At 59.9% G+C, this 15,929-nt stretch carries 13 protein-coding genes; 3 read left to right on the top strand and 10 right to left on the bottom strand.

Annotated elements, in window-relative coordinates; translation table 11 throughout:
- Positions 1 to 40: 40 nt before the first annotated feature.
- The 6 genes from GRPL_RS11145 to nasR all read right to left on the bottom strand — a co-directional run bounded on the left by GRPL_RS11145 (position 41) and on the right by nasR (position 11,110).
- Entirely contained in the window at positions 41 to 2,641 is a 2,601-nt protein-coding gene (locus tag GRPL_RS11145; protein WP_032699489.1) for a nitrate reductase, read from the bottom strand.
- Positions 2,641 to 6,702, bottom strand: a complete 4,062-nt coding sequence (gene nirB / locus GRPL_RS0125735; RefSeq protein ID WP_080718630.1) for a nitrite reductase large subunit NirB — start codon at positions 6,700 to 6,702, stop codon at positions 2,641 to 2,643. Before nirB ends, GRPL_RS11145 begins: the two co-directional genes overlap by 1 nt.
- A 9-nt stretch (positions 6,703 to 6,711) precedes the next feature.
- The gene (locus tag GRPL_RS11150) at positions 6,712 to 7,500 is read right to left on the bottom strand and encodes an ABC transporter ATP-binding protein (RefSeq protein WP_032699487.1); all 789 of its coding nucleotides are present in this window, start codon (positions 7,498 to 7,500) and stop codon (positions 6,712 to 6,714) included.
- A 10-nt stretch (positions 7,501 to 7,510) separates the two neighbouring features.
- Positions 7,511 to 8,395 (bottom strand): nitrate ABC transporter permease, encoded by an 885-nt coding sequence (ntrB, locus tag GRPL_RS11155; RefSeq protein ID WP_004863487.1) that lies wholly within the window; start codon positions 8,393 to 8,395, stop codon positions 7,511 to 7,513.
- Position 8,396: 1 nt separating this feature from the next.
- The gene (locus GRPL_RS11160; RefSeq protein ID WP_032699485.1) at positions 8,397 to 9,653 is read right to left on the bottom strand and encodes an ABC transporter substrate-binding protein; all 1,257 of its coding nucleotides are present in this window, start codon (positions 9,651 to 9,653) and stop codon (positions 8,397 to 8,399) included.
- A 269-nt stretch (positions 9,654 to 9,922) separates the two neighbouring features.
- Entirely contained in the window at positions 9,923 to 11,110 is a 1,188-nt protein-coding gene (nasR, locus tag GRPL_RS11165; protein ID WP_032699483.1) for a nitrate regulatory protein NasR, read from the bottom strand.
- A gap of 70 nt (positions 11,111 to 11,180) precedes the next feature.
- Here nasR and GRPL_RS11170 point away from each other — a divergent pair, with 70 nt between their 5' ends.
- Both GRPL_RS11170 and GRPL_RS11175 read left to right on the top strand, forming a co-directional pair.
- A complete protein-coding gene (locus GRPL_RS11170) occupies positions 11,181 to 11,534 on the top strand; it encodes a DsrE/DsrF/TusD sulfur relay family protein (protein WP_032687103.1) in 354 nt (117 codons plus the stop codon).
- 240 nt (positions 11,535 to 11,774) lie between these two features.
- Positions 11,775 to 12,017: a DUF1883 domain-containing protein gene (locus tag GRPL_RS11175; protein WP_004863495.1), complete on the top strand. Its 243-nt coding sequence runs from the start codon at positions 11,775 to 11,777 to the stop codon at positions 12,015 to 12,017.
- A gap of 31 nt (positions 12,018 to 12,048) precedes the next feature.
- Here the strand turns inward: GRPL_RS11175 and GRPL_RS11180 are convergent, their stop codons facing one another.
- A complete protein-coding gene (locus GRPL_RS11180) occupies positions 12,049 to 12,729 on the bottom strand; it encodes a gamma-glutamylcyclotransferase (RefSeq protein WP_032697400.1) in 681 nt (226 codons plus the stop codon).
- A 150-nt stretch (positions 12,730 to 12,879) separates the two neighbouring features.
- Positions 12,880 to 13,110: a putative cation transport regulator ChaB gene (gene chaB / locus GRPL_RS11185; protein ID WP_032697401.1), complete on the bottom strand. Its 231-nt coding sequence runs from the start codon at positions 13,108 to 13,110 to the stop codon at positions 12,880 to 12,882.
- A 264-nt stretch (positions 13,111 to 13,374) separates the two neighbouring features.
- On the opposite strand from chaB, the gene chaA reads away from it, so the two are divergent.
- Positions 13,375 to 14,475, top strand: coding sequence for a sodium-potassium/proton antiporter ChaA (gene chaA, locus GRPL_RS11190; protein ID WP_032697402.1), 1,101 nt, complete (start codon positions 13,375 to 13,377; stop codon positions 14,473 to 14,475).
- A gap of 117 nt (positions 14,476 to 14,592) precedes the next feature.
- On the opposite strand, the gene kdsA is transcribed toward chaA, so the two are convergent.
- Both kdsA and GRPL_RS11200 read right to left on the bottom strand, forming a co-directional pair.
- A complete protein-coding gene (gene kdsA, locus GRPL_RS11195) occupies positions 14,593 to 15,447 on the bottom strand; it encodes a 3-deoxy-8-phosphooctulonate synthase (RefSeq protein ID WP_004863512.1) in 855 nt (284 codons plus the stop codon).
- Positions 15,448 to 15,486: 39 nt separating this feature from the next.
- Positions 15,487 to 15,929: tetratricopeptide repeat protein (locus tag GRPL_RS11200; RefSeq protein ID WP_032699482.1), on the bottom strand; the 443-nt coding region annotated here is incomplete at its 5' end.

Here is a 15,929-nt window from a genome sequence, read left to right as displayed (position 1 = left end):
TCCCATAGCCCCAATGACCATTCCAGGAATAACCCGAACCTCATGCCCGCGTCTGCTCCTCTGCCAGCAACGCTTTGAGCTCGGGAATACAAGAGCCGCAGTTGGTACCGCATTTGAGCGCCGCCCCCAGCTCGCCGGGCGTACGACAGCCGCGGGCGATAGCCTCGCTGATGGCCCGTTCACCGATGCTAAAGCAGCTGCAGACGATCCGCCCCGCAGGGGCCGTCTCGCCGCTTTTTTTCCCGCCGAGCAGCGCGTGGCGCTGCGAGGGCGTCTGCGGCGGAGAGCGAAACGCGTCGGCGATCCACCCGACATCGATTTCCGGCTCGCAGAGATGGCTCCACCAGCCCAACATCAGCGTTCCCTCATGCCAGGCCAGCAGGCTCCATCGCGCCCCGGCCTGTGCCGTTTGCATCTGCCACCCCTGCTGACGACACCAGTCGGTTAACCATTCCTGCGGATGGTGTTCTCCGGCTAAAGAGAGATGGCTCACGCCCGACGTCGCCCGCCGACGCCAGTGGACCGACGCGGGCAGCGGAACCGGCTGGCGACAAAACAGCTCCCCCTGCCAGGCGGGGCGCCAGGGTGCAATCGCCACCGCCACCTGTTTGCTCTCCGGTTGTCCGGACCAGGGATCCGTTATCGCCGACAGCAGGTCGTTGACCCTTCCCCGTCGGGCAAACTGATTATTCCAGTGCATCGGCACAAACAGCGAGCCGGGGCGCTGCCCGCGGCTGATCACCGTTTTGGCCACCATCAGCCCATTGCGCGACCAGATTCGCGCCAGTTCTCCCTCGCGCAGCTGCAAGCGTCGGGCATCCGCTGGCGCGATCTCCACGATCGGTTCGGCAATATGCTGCATCAGGCGCGGCACGCTACCGGTACGGGTCATGGTATGCCACTGATCGCGAATGCGGCCGCTATTGAGGATCAGCGGATAAAAGGCGTCGGTCGCGGCGCGCGTGGTCTGGGGCGTCACCGGCACCATGCGCAATTTGCCATCGCCGTGCCAGCCCTGCTGTAAATCGAGACCGGCGCCGCTGCGGCTGACCGGCCAGCGAACCGGCGCCAGCTTATCCCACGCCTCACGGCTGAGATCCGCCAGCCCACCGATATCGAACGCCCGCTGGCCGTTATTTTCAAACCCCGAAAGCGCGGCATGCTCGCTAAAAATCTCATGCGGATGGCGCCAGGCAAAGGCCGCGCCAAAGCCGAGCTGTTCGGCCATGCGAGCGATTATCCACCAGTCGGCTTTGGCTTCGCCTGGCGGCGGCAGAAAGCTGCGCTGGCGGGAAATACGTCGTTCCGAGTTGGTGACGGTGCCATTTTTCTCTCCCCACGCCAGCGCCGGGAAACGAATATGGGCCAATGCTGCCGTATCCGTCCGGGCGCTCACATCGGAAACGATCACCAACGGACACCCGGCCAGCGCCTGGCTGACGGCAAGGCTGTCCGGCAGCGACACCACCGGGTTGGTCCCCATAATCCACACCGCTTTCACCTCACCGCGACCGATGGCGGCAAACAGCTCCACCGCCGTCAGCCCCGGCGTCTGCGCCAGCCGCTCGGTCCCCCAGAAACGCGCGAGGCGCTGCAGATCCTGCGGCTCAAAATTCATATGGGCGGCCAGCATCGTTGCCAGCCCCCCCACCTCGCGGCCGCCCATCGCATTTGGCTGTCCGGTCAGCGAAAACGGCCCGCAGCCCGAACGGCCGTATTTCCCACAGGCCAGGTGGACGTTAATAATGGCATTACACTTGTCGCTGCCGCTGGCCGACTGATTGATTCCCATGGTGTAGAGCGTTATCGCTCGCGGCGCGGCGATGAAATCGCGATAGAACCCGGCGACCTGCTCCACCTCCAGCCCGCAGAATTCGGCCACCTGCGCCGTATCCCAGGCTGCGGCGGCGGCCAGCGCCTGCGACTGGTCGCGAAAATCGCCCGTCAGCGCGTCGGCCTCGGCAATCGCCCGCAGTAAGCCGACAAACAGCCCGCCATCGCTGCCGGGCGCAACCGCCAGGTGGCTATCGGCGATATCGCAGGTGGCGGTTCGACGCGGATCAATCACCACCACTTTCATCTGCGGATTATCACGTTTCGCCTGAACCAGCCGCTGATACAGCACCGGATGCGCCCAGGCGGCATTTGAGCCCACCAGCACCACCAGATCGCTGTTTTCCACATCCTCGTAGCTACACGGCACCACGTCGGCGCCAAAGGCGCGCTTGTATCCGGTCACCGCCGAGGACATACAGAGCCGGGAATTAGTATCGATATTGGCGGCGCCGATAAATCCCTTCATCAGTTTATTCGCCGCGTAGTAATCCTCGGTGAGCAGCTGTCCGGAGGCGTAAAACGCCACCGCCTGCGGCCCATGCTGCTCAATGATTTGCCGCAGTCGGCTGCCGGCGGCCGCCAGCGCCCGTGACCAGCTGACCGCTTCCCCCTCCAGCTCAGGCCTCAGCAATCGCCCCTCGAGGCCGGTGGTTTCTCCGAGCGCCGCGCCCTTTACGCACAGGCGTCCCAGGTTTGCCGGATGGCGCTCATCGCCGCGCACGCTGACCAGGCCATTTTCCTCCTTTCGCGCCAGCACGCCGCAGCCCACTCCGCAATAGGGGCAGGTCGTTCGGATTTCATCCATCAGGAGGCCTCCGCACGCGCCAGCAGAAGCTGATTCCCTACCCATACCGTGCCGTTTTCGATCCTCACCGGCCAGGCGCGGACCATCGGTTCACCGCCATCGCAGGGACGTCCGTCGCGCAGCCGGATACGGTGTTTATACAGCGGCGAAATGACAATCGGCTCCCCGCCGGCATCGCCCAGTATGCCGCGCGACAGCACGTTGGCGTCGCTACCGGGTTCCAGGTTGTCGAGGGCATAAACCTGTTCACCAAAACGAAACAGCGCAATCTGGCGCTCGCCCAGCCGCGCGCCAATCCCGGCCTGCGCGGGAATGGCCTCCAGATCGCAAATGGCCTGCCATGGACGGGTCGACACCTCACCTTCGCAGCGTACCGCTGCGGCGACCGGCTGCGGCTGACCGCGCAACATGTGCCGCTGCACGGCGTCATCCGGTCGATCGCTGTTAACATATGACCGGAACAGCGCCAGCCGCTGCGGATCGTTCAGCGTGGTCTGCCATTCGCACTGGTAGCTCGCCACCACCCGCGCCATCTCCTGCTCCAGCTCTTCGCCGATCCCAAGGCTGTCTTCGAGGATCACCTCGCGCAGGTAGTCGATTCCGCCTTCGAGGTTATCCATCCAGGTACTGGTTCGCTGCAGCCGGTCGGCAGTGCGGATATAGAACATCAGCAAGCGGTCCACCGTGCGGATCAGCGTCGCGTCGTCGATATCGCTGGCAAACAGATCGCCATGTCGCGGCTTCATACCGCCGTTGCCGCAGACGTAAAGATTCCAGCCTTTTTCCGTGGCAATCACCCCGATATCTTTCCCCTGCGCCTCGGCGCATTCGCGGGTACAGCCGGAGACCGCCATTTTGATCTTGTGCGGCGCACGCAGTCCCTTGTAACGATGCTCAAGGGTGACCGCCAGCGCCGTCGAGTCCTGGACACCGTAGCGACACCAGGTCGAGCCGACGCAGGATTTCACCGTTCGCAGCGACTTACCGTAGGCGTGACCGGTTTCAAAGCCAGCCTCCGCCAGCTCGCGCCAGATAGCCGGCAGCGCTTCGAGCCGGGCGCCAAACAGATCGATCCGCTGGCCACCGGTAATTTTGCTGTACAGCTGGTAGCGTTTGGCAATCTGTCCGATGGCAATCAGCCCGTCCGGCGTCACTTCGCCTGCCGCCATACGCGGGACCACGGAATAGGTGCCATCTTTCTGAATATTGGCGAAGTAGCGATCATTGGTGTCCTGGAGCGGCAAATGCGCCGGTTTCAGCAGGTACTCATTCCAGCAGGAGGCCAGAACCGAAGCCACCAGCGGTTTACAGATTTCGCAGCCATGCCCCTGACCGTAACGACTCATCAGTTGATCAAAGGTGCGGATATGGTTCACGCGCACGAGGTGGTAGATCTCCTGACGCGACCACGGGAAGTGTTCGCAGATATCTTTTTTCACTTCAACGCCCTGCGCCGAGAGCTGATATTCCATCACCTGCTTGACCAGCGCGCTACATCCGCCGCAGCCGGTCGCCGCCCGGGTACCGCTTTTTATCGCCGGGATATCGCTGGCGCCAGCACTGACCGCCTGGCAGATATCACCTTTAGTGACGTTGTGGCACGAGCAGATCTGCGCGCTGTCCGGCAGCGCCGCCACTCCCAGCGCTTTTGCCGTGCTCCCCTCCAGCGTCGGCAGAATCAGGCTTTCCGGGCGCGCGGGCAGCGCCATCGCGTTCAACATCATTTGCAGCAGCGTGGCGTAATCGCTGGCGTCGCCCACCAGCACCCCGCCCAGCAGCGTTTTACCATCCTGGCTGACGACGATTTTCTTGTAGATTTGCCCGGGACCGTCGGTCCACTGGTAGCTCTGGCTTCCGGGCGTACGCCCCTGGGCGTCGCCGAAAGAGGCCACATCGATCCCTAGCAGTTTCAGTTTGGTGCTCATATCGGCGCCGCTGAAACTCGCCTCTTCTCCAGCCAGCATTGCCGCCGCCGCTCTCGCCATCTGATAGCCCGGCGCCACCAGGCCATAGATTTTGTTCTGCCACAGGGCGCATTCGCCAATCGCCAGCACCTGCGGATCGGAGGTGCGGCACTGATTGTCGATGACGATCCCGCCGCGTTCTCCCACCGTCAGCCCGCTGCCGCGCGCCAGCGTATCCTGCGGACGAATACCGGCGGAAAAGACCACCATATCGGTAGCCAGCGATTCGCCATCGGCGAAGTTCAGCACCAGGCCATCATCACAGCGCGCAATACTCTGAGTCGTCTTGCTGGTGTGGACACCGACGCCAATATCATGGATTTTCTCCCGCAGCATTGCGGCACCCTGGCTATCCAGCTGGACCGCCATCAGATTCGGCGCAAACTCCACCACGTGGGTTTCCAGCCCCAGCTGCCTGAGCGCGTTGGCGGCCTCCAGCCCCAGCAGACCGCCGCCAATCACCACCCCGCGTTTTGCGCTGCTGGCGCAGGCGGCAATACGGTCCAGGTCATCGAGGGTGCGGTAGACGAAACAGCCCTCCAGATCGTGACCCGGTACCGGCGGAACGAAGGGATACGAGCCGGTCGCCAGCACCAGTTTATCCCAATGGGTTTCATGCCCGCTGGTATCACGTACCACCCGCGCTTCGCGGTCAATGGCCGCAATCGTCTCAGACAGCCGCAGTTCGATGCCGTGCCGGGCGAAGAAATCGCCGTCCACCAGCGACAGCGACTCCGCGCTACGGCCGGCGAAATATTCTGATAAATGCACCCGGTCGTAGGCGGCGTAACGCTCTTCGCCAAACACCACGATCCGAAACTGTTGATGCAGGTTACGGCTGACGCATTGCTCAAGAAAATGGTGGCCGACCATGCCGTGTCCGACCAGCACCAAAACAGGTTTTGTCATAGAAAATTCACCTGCAGCGCGCGGCTGCGTTGAAGAAGGATCAAAAAGCCAGTCTGGCTGCGCGGGGGTAGCCAGCAGCGAGGTGAGCGGCGCGGCATTTGCGCAGTCGCCCAGCAGTAAAACACCCTGTAGCTTGCCGTCGCGGACCAGCAGGCGGCGGTAGTGGCGGGCCAGCGGGTCCCAGCTGGTCCAGCTCTCATCGTGGTCACCGGCCTGCGACTCGCCGGCGCTGAACAGCGCGATCCCGGTGACTTTCAGGCGGGTACCGCTATCCTGCCAGTGAAAATCCGCCTCCGGCGCGCCGCATAGCCGCCCGGCCAGCACCTCAGCCTGGCGCAGACAAGGCGCCACCAGTCCCCAGGTCTGACCGTCAATTTCGCAGCATTCGCCAAGGGCGCTAACCCCCGGCAGCGCTGTAGCCAGCTGACGGTCAACAACAATGCCGCGCCGACACGCCAGGCCGCTACGCTGCGCCAGCTGAATGTTGGGGCGCACGCCGGTCGCCAGCACCACGCGACTGGCGGCAAATGCCCGACCATCCTCCAGCACAACGTCATGCTCGCGAATCGCGGCAATCCCGCAGCCCGTGACGCACTGAATCCCTCGCTCCTCCAGCTGTTGCTGTAGCTGCTGGCCAGCAAAGGCATCGGTTTGCTGTTCCATCAGCCGCTCGCCGCGATGCAGTAAAGTGACATTGTCACCATGACGTCGTAACGCAGCCGCAGCCTCGACGCCGAGCACCCCGCCGCCGATGACGACCGCCGGACCGTCGGTTGCCAGAATGGCGGCCACATCGGCAAAGGTGCGAAACGCGTAGACGTGCGGCTGCGCCACACCGGGCAGCGGCGGGATGAAAGCCTGTGAACCGGTGGCGAAAATCAGCTCATCCCAGCGGAGCTCGCCTCGCGTGGTGCGCAGCGTTCGCGTCGACATCTCCACCGCCAGCACCGATTCGTCACGGCGAACCGTTACGCCGTGCTGGTGATACCACTCCTCTGGCAGCAGCCGCGTTTGCGCCAGCGTTTTTTCCCCGCCCAGTACCGGTGACAGCTGGATACGGTTATAGGCCTGCCAGGGTTCATCCCCGATAATCACTATCTGAAATTTGTCGCCCCCCCGCGCCACCAGCGTCTCCGCCAGCCGGGTGGCCGCCATACCATTGCCGATAATCACCAGTCGCCGCTTCATCGCCGCCCCTTACGCCGCCTTCGGCTGTTTTTCGTAGAGGAAATGGAGAATCTGCTGGCGCAGGTGGTGATAACGGCTGTCATCCGCCAACTGGACACGATTGCGCGGCCGAGGCAGGTCGATGCCGAGAATCTCTCCCACCGTCGCCGCCGGGCCGTTGGTCATCATCATGACGCGGTCAGAGAGCAGCACCGCTTCATCGACATCGTGGGTAATCATCACGATGGTGGTGTTCAGCGCCTGCTGAATCTGCATCACCGCATCCTGCAAATGGGCACGGGTCAAGGCGTCGAGCGCGCCAAACGGTTCATCCAGCAGCAGCACCTTCGGCTTCATCGCCAGCGCTCTGGCAATCCCTACCCGCTGCTTCATGCCGCCGGAGATCTCCCCCGGACGCTTGTGCAGCGCGTGGCCCATTTGCACCCGATCCAGGTTGTGTTCGATCCACTCCTTGCGCTCGGCTTTGCTCATGGTGCGGCGAAAAACCTGGTCGACCGCCAGCGCCACATTGTCAAAGCAGGTCAGCCACGGCAGCAGGGAGTGGTTCTGAAAGACCACCGCGCGCTCGGGGCCCGGTCCGGCGATTTCGCGGTTATCGCACAGCAGCCCGCCTTCCGTGGGTAAGGTAATGCCGGCAATCAGGTTCAGCAGCGTTGATTTACCGCATCCTGAGTGGCCAATCAGGCTGACGGTCTCCCCTTCATAAATGTCGAAAGAGACGTTTTGCAGGGCCAGAAATTCGCCGCTGGCGGTATTGAAGCGCTGGCTGACGGCCTGCACCTGAATTAATGGTTTCATAGCGACTCCCCTATTTTTCTTGCCAGCTGAAGCGACGAGCGATCAGCATCAGCCCCTGCTCCAGCAGCAGGCCGACGACGCCGATAATGACGATGGCGATGATGATGTTTTCCACGTTGAGGTTGTTCCATTCGTTCCAGATCCAGAAACCGATCCCCAGACCGCCGGTCAGCATTTCAGCAGCGACGATCACCAGCCAGGCAATGCCAATCGAGAGGCGCACGCCGGTCAGCACCGCGGGCAGCACCGCCGGGAAGAGAATGCGCCGCATCACCGTCCACTCCGAAAGCTGTAAGACGCGAGCCACGTTGAGATAATCCTGCGGAATGCGGCGTACGCCTTCGGCGGTGTTAATCACCATCGGCCAGATAGAGCAGATAAAAATGGTCCAGCTCGAAGCCGGCTCCGCCTTTTGGAACAGCAGCAGGCCAATAGGCAGCCACGCCAGCGGACTGACCGGACGCAGCAGCGCAATCAGCGGATTAAACATGCGGGCAAAGAACAGCGAGCGGCCGATCAAAAAGCCCAGCGGAATACCCACCAGCGCCGCCAACCCGAAGCCCACCGCCACCCGTTGCAGCGAGGCCAGCACGTTCCAGCCGATGCCCATGTCGTTCGGCCCGTCCTGATAGAAAGGATCGGCAAACAGGGTCAGCGCAGAATCGAGCGTACTCAGCGGGGTCGGAAAGCCCTTGCCGTTGATCGCCGCCAGCTGCCAGCAGAGCAGAAGCAGCCCCAGCCCGAGCAGGGGTGGCAGGAGTCGCTGTACGGTTTCACGTAGCCAGCGCCTGACGGGCGGCGTCGGACGCCGGACCTGTACCGGTGGCAGGACAATCACTTCGCCCGGCGTTTTTTCTGTGGCAATAACAGGTTGCGTACTGTGCGCGTGTTTCATTTCATGCCCCCTTACGTTGAATCGCGAAGCCGCGGGCGTAACCTTCCGGATCGGCCCCCGTCCAGACCGTACCGTCTATCAATATGCTGCTGCGCATGAGCGCAGCCGGTGTCGAGATGCCGCCCACCGCCTGCGCCGCCTCTTTCCAGACGTCTATGCGGTTAATGCGCCGGGCCACCGCCTGATAATCCGGGGCCGTTTTCAGTAATCCCCAGCGGCGGAACTGGGTTAAAAACCACATCCCGTCCGACAGCCACGGAAAACTCACCTCCCCCTGGTCGTAAAAGCGAATCGGGTGCGCGTCCTGCCAGCGGCGTCCCAGCCCGTTGTCGTACTCCCCGAGCATCCGCCCGGTGAGATACTGCTCTTTGGTATTCAGCCAGGCGCGCTTCGCCAGAATGCGCGCCGTCTCCCGTTTGTTCTCTTCCGAGGCGTCAATCCAGCGCGCCGCATCCAGCACCGCAGCGACCAGCGCGCGGGCGGTATTCGGATTGCGTTCGACCCATTCACTGCGGGTACCGAGAATTTTTTCCGGGTGTTCCGGCCAGATAGCCTGCGAGGTGGTCGCGGTAAAACCGATACGGTCGTTGATCGCCCGCGCGTTCCACGGTTCACCGACGCAAAAGCCAACCATGTTGCCGATGCGCATGTTCATCACCATTTGCGGCGGCGGCACCACCACGGTGCGGACGTCCGCAAACGGGTCGATGCCGCCGCTGGCCAGCCAGTAATAGAGCCACATGGCGTGCGTCCCGGTGGGAAAGGTGTGGGCAAAGGTGTAGCTGCCCGGCGCGCTCTGGCCAATCAGCCGTTTCAACCCGCCGAGGTCGGTCACCCCTTTCTCCCGCAGGTCGCTGGAGAGCGTTATCGCCTGACCATTGCGGTTAAGGGTCATCAGGTTTGCCATTGAGTGCGGCTTGCCGGCGATCCCCAGTTCGAGGCCATACAGCAGGCCGTAGAGAATGTGTGCCGCATCGAGTTCACCGGCAATCAGCTTGTCGCGCACCGCCGCCCAGCTCGCCTCTTTGGTCGGTACCAGGGTAATGCCATATTTTTTATCGAACCCTTTCAGCGACGCGATCGCGATCGGCGCGCAGTCCGTCAGCGGAATAAATCCGACCCGCACGGTAGATTGCTCCGGCTTATCGGATCCTGCCGCCCATGCGGCCTGCATCACGCCGGGCAACAACATCGCCCCGCCCAGCGCGGCGCCTGCCTGTAAAAAATGCCGTCGTGAAATCGAAAATTTATCGCCCATACCCGCTCCAGAACACGCAAAAAAAAAGCGCCCGACAGTGCTGATGCACTGCAGGACGCCTTTATCCCTGGACACACAAACCGCCGTTGGCCTGTTGCCCAAAATTGTTTACTGAACGATTTAACGCGTTAACCGTTGTCTGCAGGATATTGCAAAACAGATGCCAATGTTCACAGACGCGGTATTAAGCCGTTTTCCACTTTGCGCGGGGCGGCTTCCCCTCGCTAATTGCACCGCTGACAGGCAGCCTTTGCCCAACCATCGTGCATCTACTCCTTTGGAGTTATGGACCACAACGCCTTTACCGTCAGCAGCGCACGGGCGATTTCCACCATCCTCTGGTTCTTATCCATCGCCATTTTCCGCAACGCCTGCCAGGCCTGTTCTTCCTGCATTCCCTGATGATCCATCAGCACGCTTTTCGCTTTTTCAATCAGCTTGCGCTCTTCGAGCGTATCTTTTAGTGAGGCCAGTTGCCCGGAGAGCTGCTGGAGCTCGAAGGCCTGCTGGCGAACCAGCGGCAGCAGCTGTTTGTCGAGACGGCGCGCGATGCCGTCGTCCCCCTCTTCCTCCGGCCAGATGGCGGGCGGCGCTTCGCCGCTGAGCAGTTTATCGGCGACGCTCAACAGGTCGTCAATCAGCCGCTCTTCCAGACCGCGCATCTGCTCCAGACGCTGCGTTTGGGCGCAAAACCAACGCAACGCCGTCTCCCCCTCATCCGCCGGGGGCTGTCGGGTACAGGCGATCCGCCGCAGCTGCTCAATTTCCAGACTGGCCTGGCATTGAGTCATAAACAGCGTGGTCTGCGGCACCTCCGCCAGCGCCTGGAAACTGTCAAAACAGGGCTGCTGACCATCGATTCTGTCCACCAGCAGTTGACGAAGCTCATCGCTAAACTGACCGCGGGCAAAGCCGGATGCCCCCAGCGCGCGCTCCTGCCCCACCAGCTCTTTCCCCTGCATAAAGCTGTAGAGCGCCACCATGCGCCCGGCAATTTGCGGGTCGTCAATGCTGTCGTTGAGCTGCGGGACAATATTTAATAAGTGGCGGATAATACGACTAAACTGGTTTGTCGCCTCTTCGGCGATGATAGCGCGGCCGCGCACGGCGTCGCGCAGCGTCAACAACTGTTCCAGATACCAGAGTGCGCTGGCAATCCGCCAGCACAGCGCGCCGCTGGCGCACTCCCGCACCGCTTCCAGCGCCTCGCGAAAGGCGATAAGCTGCTCATCCACCAGCGCCGAGCCCGCCCGGCACTCCGCGGCATAGAGCCGTCCAGCGGAGCAGAGCCAAAGGTTGGACGCACCGCGTTCGCACTGTAGCATGTGTACCAGCGCGCTTATCCGGCTTGCCAACGTCCCCTGCTGCGCCAGCTGGCGTAGCTGCTCTTTTTGCAGCTGCCGCGCGCGATGAAACCACCTGTTGGCCTCAGGCGTGATGCCAGCCGTATTATTCATACCCCCTCCCGGGTCAACGCTTTATACTTTAACCACAAGCAATAACCGTGCCTTATACCAAGGAGTCCTTATGCAAAGTATTGTGATTATCGCCAACGGCGCCGCCTACGGTAGCGAATCGCTGTTCAATAGCCTGCGCCTGGCGATTGCCCTGCGTGAACAGCAGTCTGAACTCGATCTGAAGCTGTTTTTAATGTCTGACGCGGTGACGGCTGGCCTGCGAGGACAGAAGCCGGCGGAAGGCTATAACATTCAGCAAATGCTGGAGATCCTCACCGCCCAGAATGTCCCGGTGAAATTGTGCAAAACCTGCACCGATGGCCGCGGTATCACCGCGCTGCCGCTGATTGACGGCGTGGAGATTGGTACTCTGGTGGAGCTGGCGCAGTGGACGCTGGCGGCCGATAAAATCCTGACCTTCTGAAGAAAGGGCCTCTGGCGGGATTTAATATCACCGAGGCCGCGTTTATTAATCGAAAAGATATGTCAGCTGAATGCTTTCAGGAAGAACATCATTTTTGTTTAATCTTTATCCCTTTTTTTGATCAAAATCAGCATTCGTCTGCCCCCCATTTGGTGTTATGCCATGAGTAAAGTGTGAACAATATCACGCGCGGGATTGAGCAGGCAGGATGCTGTAGACAGACAACAACGGGGTAGATAAATGGCAATGGTTAAAGCAAGTTTGATGTTGTTTGGCGGTGATACGCTGGTGGTTCGTTGTTCTGAACGCTGCCATATTCACCTGATGAGCGCGAAGGCTGCCGGCGACAGCCATGCGGATATTCTGAGCGTCCAGGATCGCGACAGCGCTTATCTGACCGTGCCGTATAACGGCACCTGGAACGTACTGATCGATAGCCACAGCCAGTCACTGGAGCACTCCATTAGCTACGTTCCCGCCTGATAGCACCTGCCCGGGATAGCCCGGGCATTTTTCAGGCCAGCCCCGGCTGGCTGTTTTCTCCCAGCAGCGTCCGTACTGTCCCGACAAGATCGTCAAGACAATCATCGTGCATACCGAGTTTGCGTAGTTCCTGATCCAGGGAGAACAGGTACTGGGCATTCGTGCCCAGCGGCCCGCTGGCTTTGGCGATCAGCGGCGCAATGACCTGGGCGCGGGTATCCGGTTCGAACAGCGGATGGCGAGGATCCATAATAAACACCAGCGCGTTCACCGTCCGCCCGTCATCGAGATCCAGCTTACACCAGGTCGGCATATAGCAACCGGTGATCATCTCCCGCTTCCACAGCAGCGTCAGCTCATCTTCCAGCGTCTCATCAGGGAGTCGATAGGCCACGCCGGTGGTACGCCCGCCCTCTTTCAGCGCCAGCATGCGCCCCGGCTGGCAGGCGCTGCCCCGCCCGGCGGTCAGCCGCAGGCAGAAGGCGCGATGCCAGCCCGGAAGCGTCCCGGTACAGGTTTCGCGATACTCAAGAGCCGGGTTCCACATCAGCGAACCGTAGCCAAAAATCCATACTGAGCCGGCATCCGGACGACAGGCCAACGTTGCCGCCAGGGAAGCGGCCCGTTGCTCTGCCGACCAGAGAAGCGATTCCTCAATAGCACCAAACGCCGTCTTACAATCCGCATTGATTAAGAAATCACGTGTTAACACTGTCTACTACCTCCGCCACTGCCCGCTTCCCGGCGATTATCTGATGGCATCCGTGAAATATTGCCGAATTATTATCCAGCTTTCACCGACAATAAGCAATGAACGACACGCTGGCAAGGCGCGGAGCAGCAGATGAGGCAGCAGGAGCGATTATTTTTTCTTATGCCACTTATCATCGTCCCCTTTTTGATAGTCATTCTTGACCGCAGCCCAGGCGACCTTATGCGCCGTCTCTTCACGGCTGGCGTCGTCCCGCCGGTCCGCTTTATGCTTATACTGCTCCCAGGCGCTATTAAACGCTTCTTTATAGATCTCCTGGGCATGGGCCGGCAACACGTGCTGGACGCTATCGGGTAACGCTTGTTTACTGCGATAAGGCATATGCACCTCCGAATGGTGGTGAAAATATAAGTCTGGGACGCTGATTGAGGGCTTTCAAGGCGAAGTATAAGCCATAAGCATTTTTAGTAATTATCTGAATAATAAATACAAAATTGAAATAATGATAAGTTATGACAATTTCAGAGCATTAGTTAACAATAGCCGTAAATTTAAGTAAAAAAACAATTCAGATAGCAAAATGTCTGTTATTTTATCTACTTACGGTATCTATAATTATAACACCTGCATAAATGGAGATGGTTCATGACGCATGTACATGAGGCGGTGAAAACCCGCCACAAGGAGACATCGCTTGTTTTCCCGATTCTGGCGCTGGCGGTGCTTATCTTCTTCGGAAGTAGTCAGTCACTGCCAGCGGTCATTGGCATTAACATTCTGGCCTTAGTGGGCATTCTGTGTAGCGCATTCAGCGTTGTACGCCACGCGGACGTTCTCGCCCACCGCCTCGGCGAGCCGTACGGTTCGTTAATTTTAAGTCTTTCCGTGGTGATTCTTGAAGTCAGCCTGATTTCTGCCTTAATGGCAACCGGCGACGCGGCCCCGACGCTGATGCGCGATACGCTCTATTCAATCATTATGATTGTCACCGGCGGTCTGGTCGGCTTTTCTCTGCTGCTGGGCGGGCGTAAATTCGCCACTCAGTACATGAATTTGTTTGGTATCAAGCAGTATCTCATCGCCCTGTTCCCGCTGGCGATTATTGTGCTGGTCTTTCCGATGGCGCTACCGGGCGCGAATTTCAGCACCGGGCAGGCGCTGCTGGTAGCGCTGATTTCCGCTGCCATGTACGGCGTGTTTCTGTTGATTCAGACCAAAACCCACCAGAGCCTGTTTATTTATGAGCATGAAGACGACGGCGACGACGACGACCCGCATCACGGCAAACCGTCCGCTCACAGCAGCGCCTGGCACACCGCGTGGCTGTTAATTCACCTGGTCGCCGTTATCGCGGTCACTAAGATGAATGCGAACCCGCTTGAGACGCTGCTGACCAGCATGAACGCGCCGGTGGCCTTTACCGGCTTCCTGGTCGCGCTGCTGATTCTCTCGCCGGAAGGGCTCGGCGCATTGAAAGCGGTACTTAACAATCAGGTGCAGCGCGCGATGAACCTGTTCTTCGGTTCGGTGCTGGCGACGATTTCGCTGACCGTGCCGGTGGTCACCTTAATCGCCTTCTTAACCGGCAATGAGTTGCAATTTGGTCTTGGCGCACCGGAAATGATTGTGATGGTCGCCTCGCTGCTGTTGTGTCAGATCTCCTTCTCTACCGGGCGCACCAATGTGCTGAACGGCGCCGCGCACCTGGCGCTCTTCGCCGCTTATCTGATGACCATTTTTGCCTGACCGCTCTCCCCCGGCGCCGTTGCGTCGGCCGGGGGAGCGTTGTTCACCGTTACTGGCGCATAAAAAAAGCCTGCCGGTTTTACAACGGGCAGGCTTTTCGCATTCAGGCGCGCTGAATTAGTTGCTGGTATCCAGCTCTTCAAAGTTCTTCACCAGATCGTCAATCGCTTTGATCTGCTTCAGGAACGGCTCCAGTTTAGCCAGCGGCAGCGCGGACGGGCCGTCGCATTTCGCATGTTCCGGGTCCGGATGCGCTTCGAGGAACAGCCCTGCCAGGCCAGTTGCCATACCGGCACGCGCCAGCTCGGTCACCTGAGCACGACGACCGCTGGACGCGGCGCCAAACGGGTCGCGACACTGCAGCGCATGGGTCACATCGAAGATAACCGGCGAGTTGTTGGACACTTTCTTCATCACGCCAAAGCCCAGCATGTCGACAACCAGGTTGTCATAGCCGAAGTTCGCCCCGCGATCGCAGAGGATAACTTTGTCGTTACCGCCTTCGATAAACTTGTCGACGATGTTACCCATCTGGCCCGGGCTGACAAACTGCGGTTTCTTCACGTTGATCACCGCGCCGGTTTTCGCCATCGCTTCAACCAGATCGGTCTGGCGCGCCAGGAAAGCTGGCAGCTGGATAACGTCAACCACGTCAGCAACCGGCTGCGCCTGGCTTGCTTCATGAACGTCGGTGATGATTTTCACGCCGAAGGTCTGCTTCAGCTCCTGGAAAATTTTCATCCCTTCTTCCAGACCCGGCCCCCGATAGGAGTGAATGGAAGAACGGTTGGCTTTATCAAAAGAGGCTTTGAACACGTAAGGAATGCCCAGCTTCTGCGTGACGGTCACATAGTGTTCGCAGATGCGCATCGCGAGATCGCGGGATTCCAGCACGTTCATCCCACCAAACAGGACGAAAGGCAGGTCGTTTGCTACGTTGATATCACCAATGCTAACCACTTTTTGTTTCATAAGATCGCCTTATCAGGGTGTAACCGGATTCATTCCAGATTAGTGAAGAGTAATTTGTTTATGCGAAATGGTGTTAATTTGCGCGCGGATCATTTCGCTGATCGGGTCCTCCGGACACTGTTCGACGAAATAGCTCAAATCCAGCAGCGCAACATGATCGCAATCAAGCTGGGCGTAGATCAGCCCGCGGTCGCGAATCTCGTACGGATCTTCCGGATTAAACTGCAGCAGCGCTTCGCTGGCACGCAGGGCCAGCTCCATCTGCCGCTCTTCCATCAGCGCCGATTTTAAGGTGTCGAGCAGCTTGTGGATCACTTCGGCGTTATCCGCCTCGTCGAGATCCTCGTTGAACAGCTCGGCAACCGGACTAATATTGCCCTTCAGCCAGACTTCCAGCGTGTGTTCGTTGAGCGTTTCACCGTTGAACGGGTTAATCAGCCACATCTCTTCGCTGGTTTCCGGGTCGGCGCGCAGCAGCAGCT

The sequence above is a fragment of the Klebsiella planticola ATCC 33531 genome (assembly GCF_000735435.1).
Lineage (GTDB): Bacteria > Pseudomonadota > Gammaproteobacteria > Enterobacterales > Enterobacteriaceae > Klebsiella > Klebsiella planticola.
The sequence above is the reverse complement of the archived record's forward strand: the minus strand, read 5'-3'. Positions and strand labels throughout refer to the sequence as shown.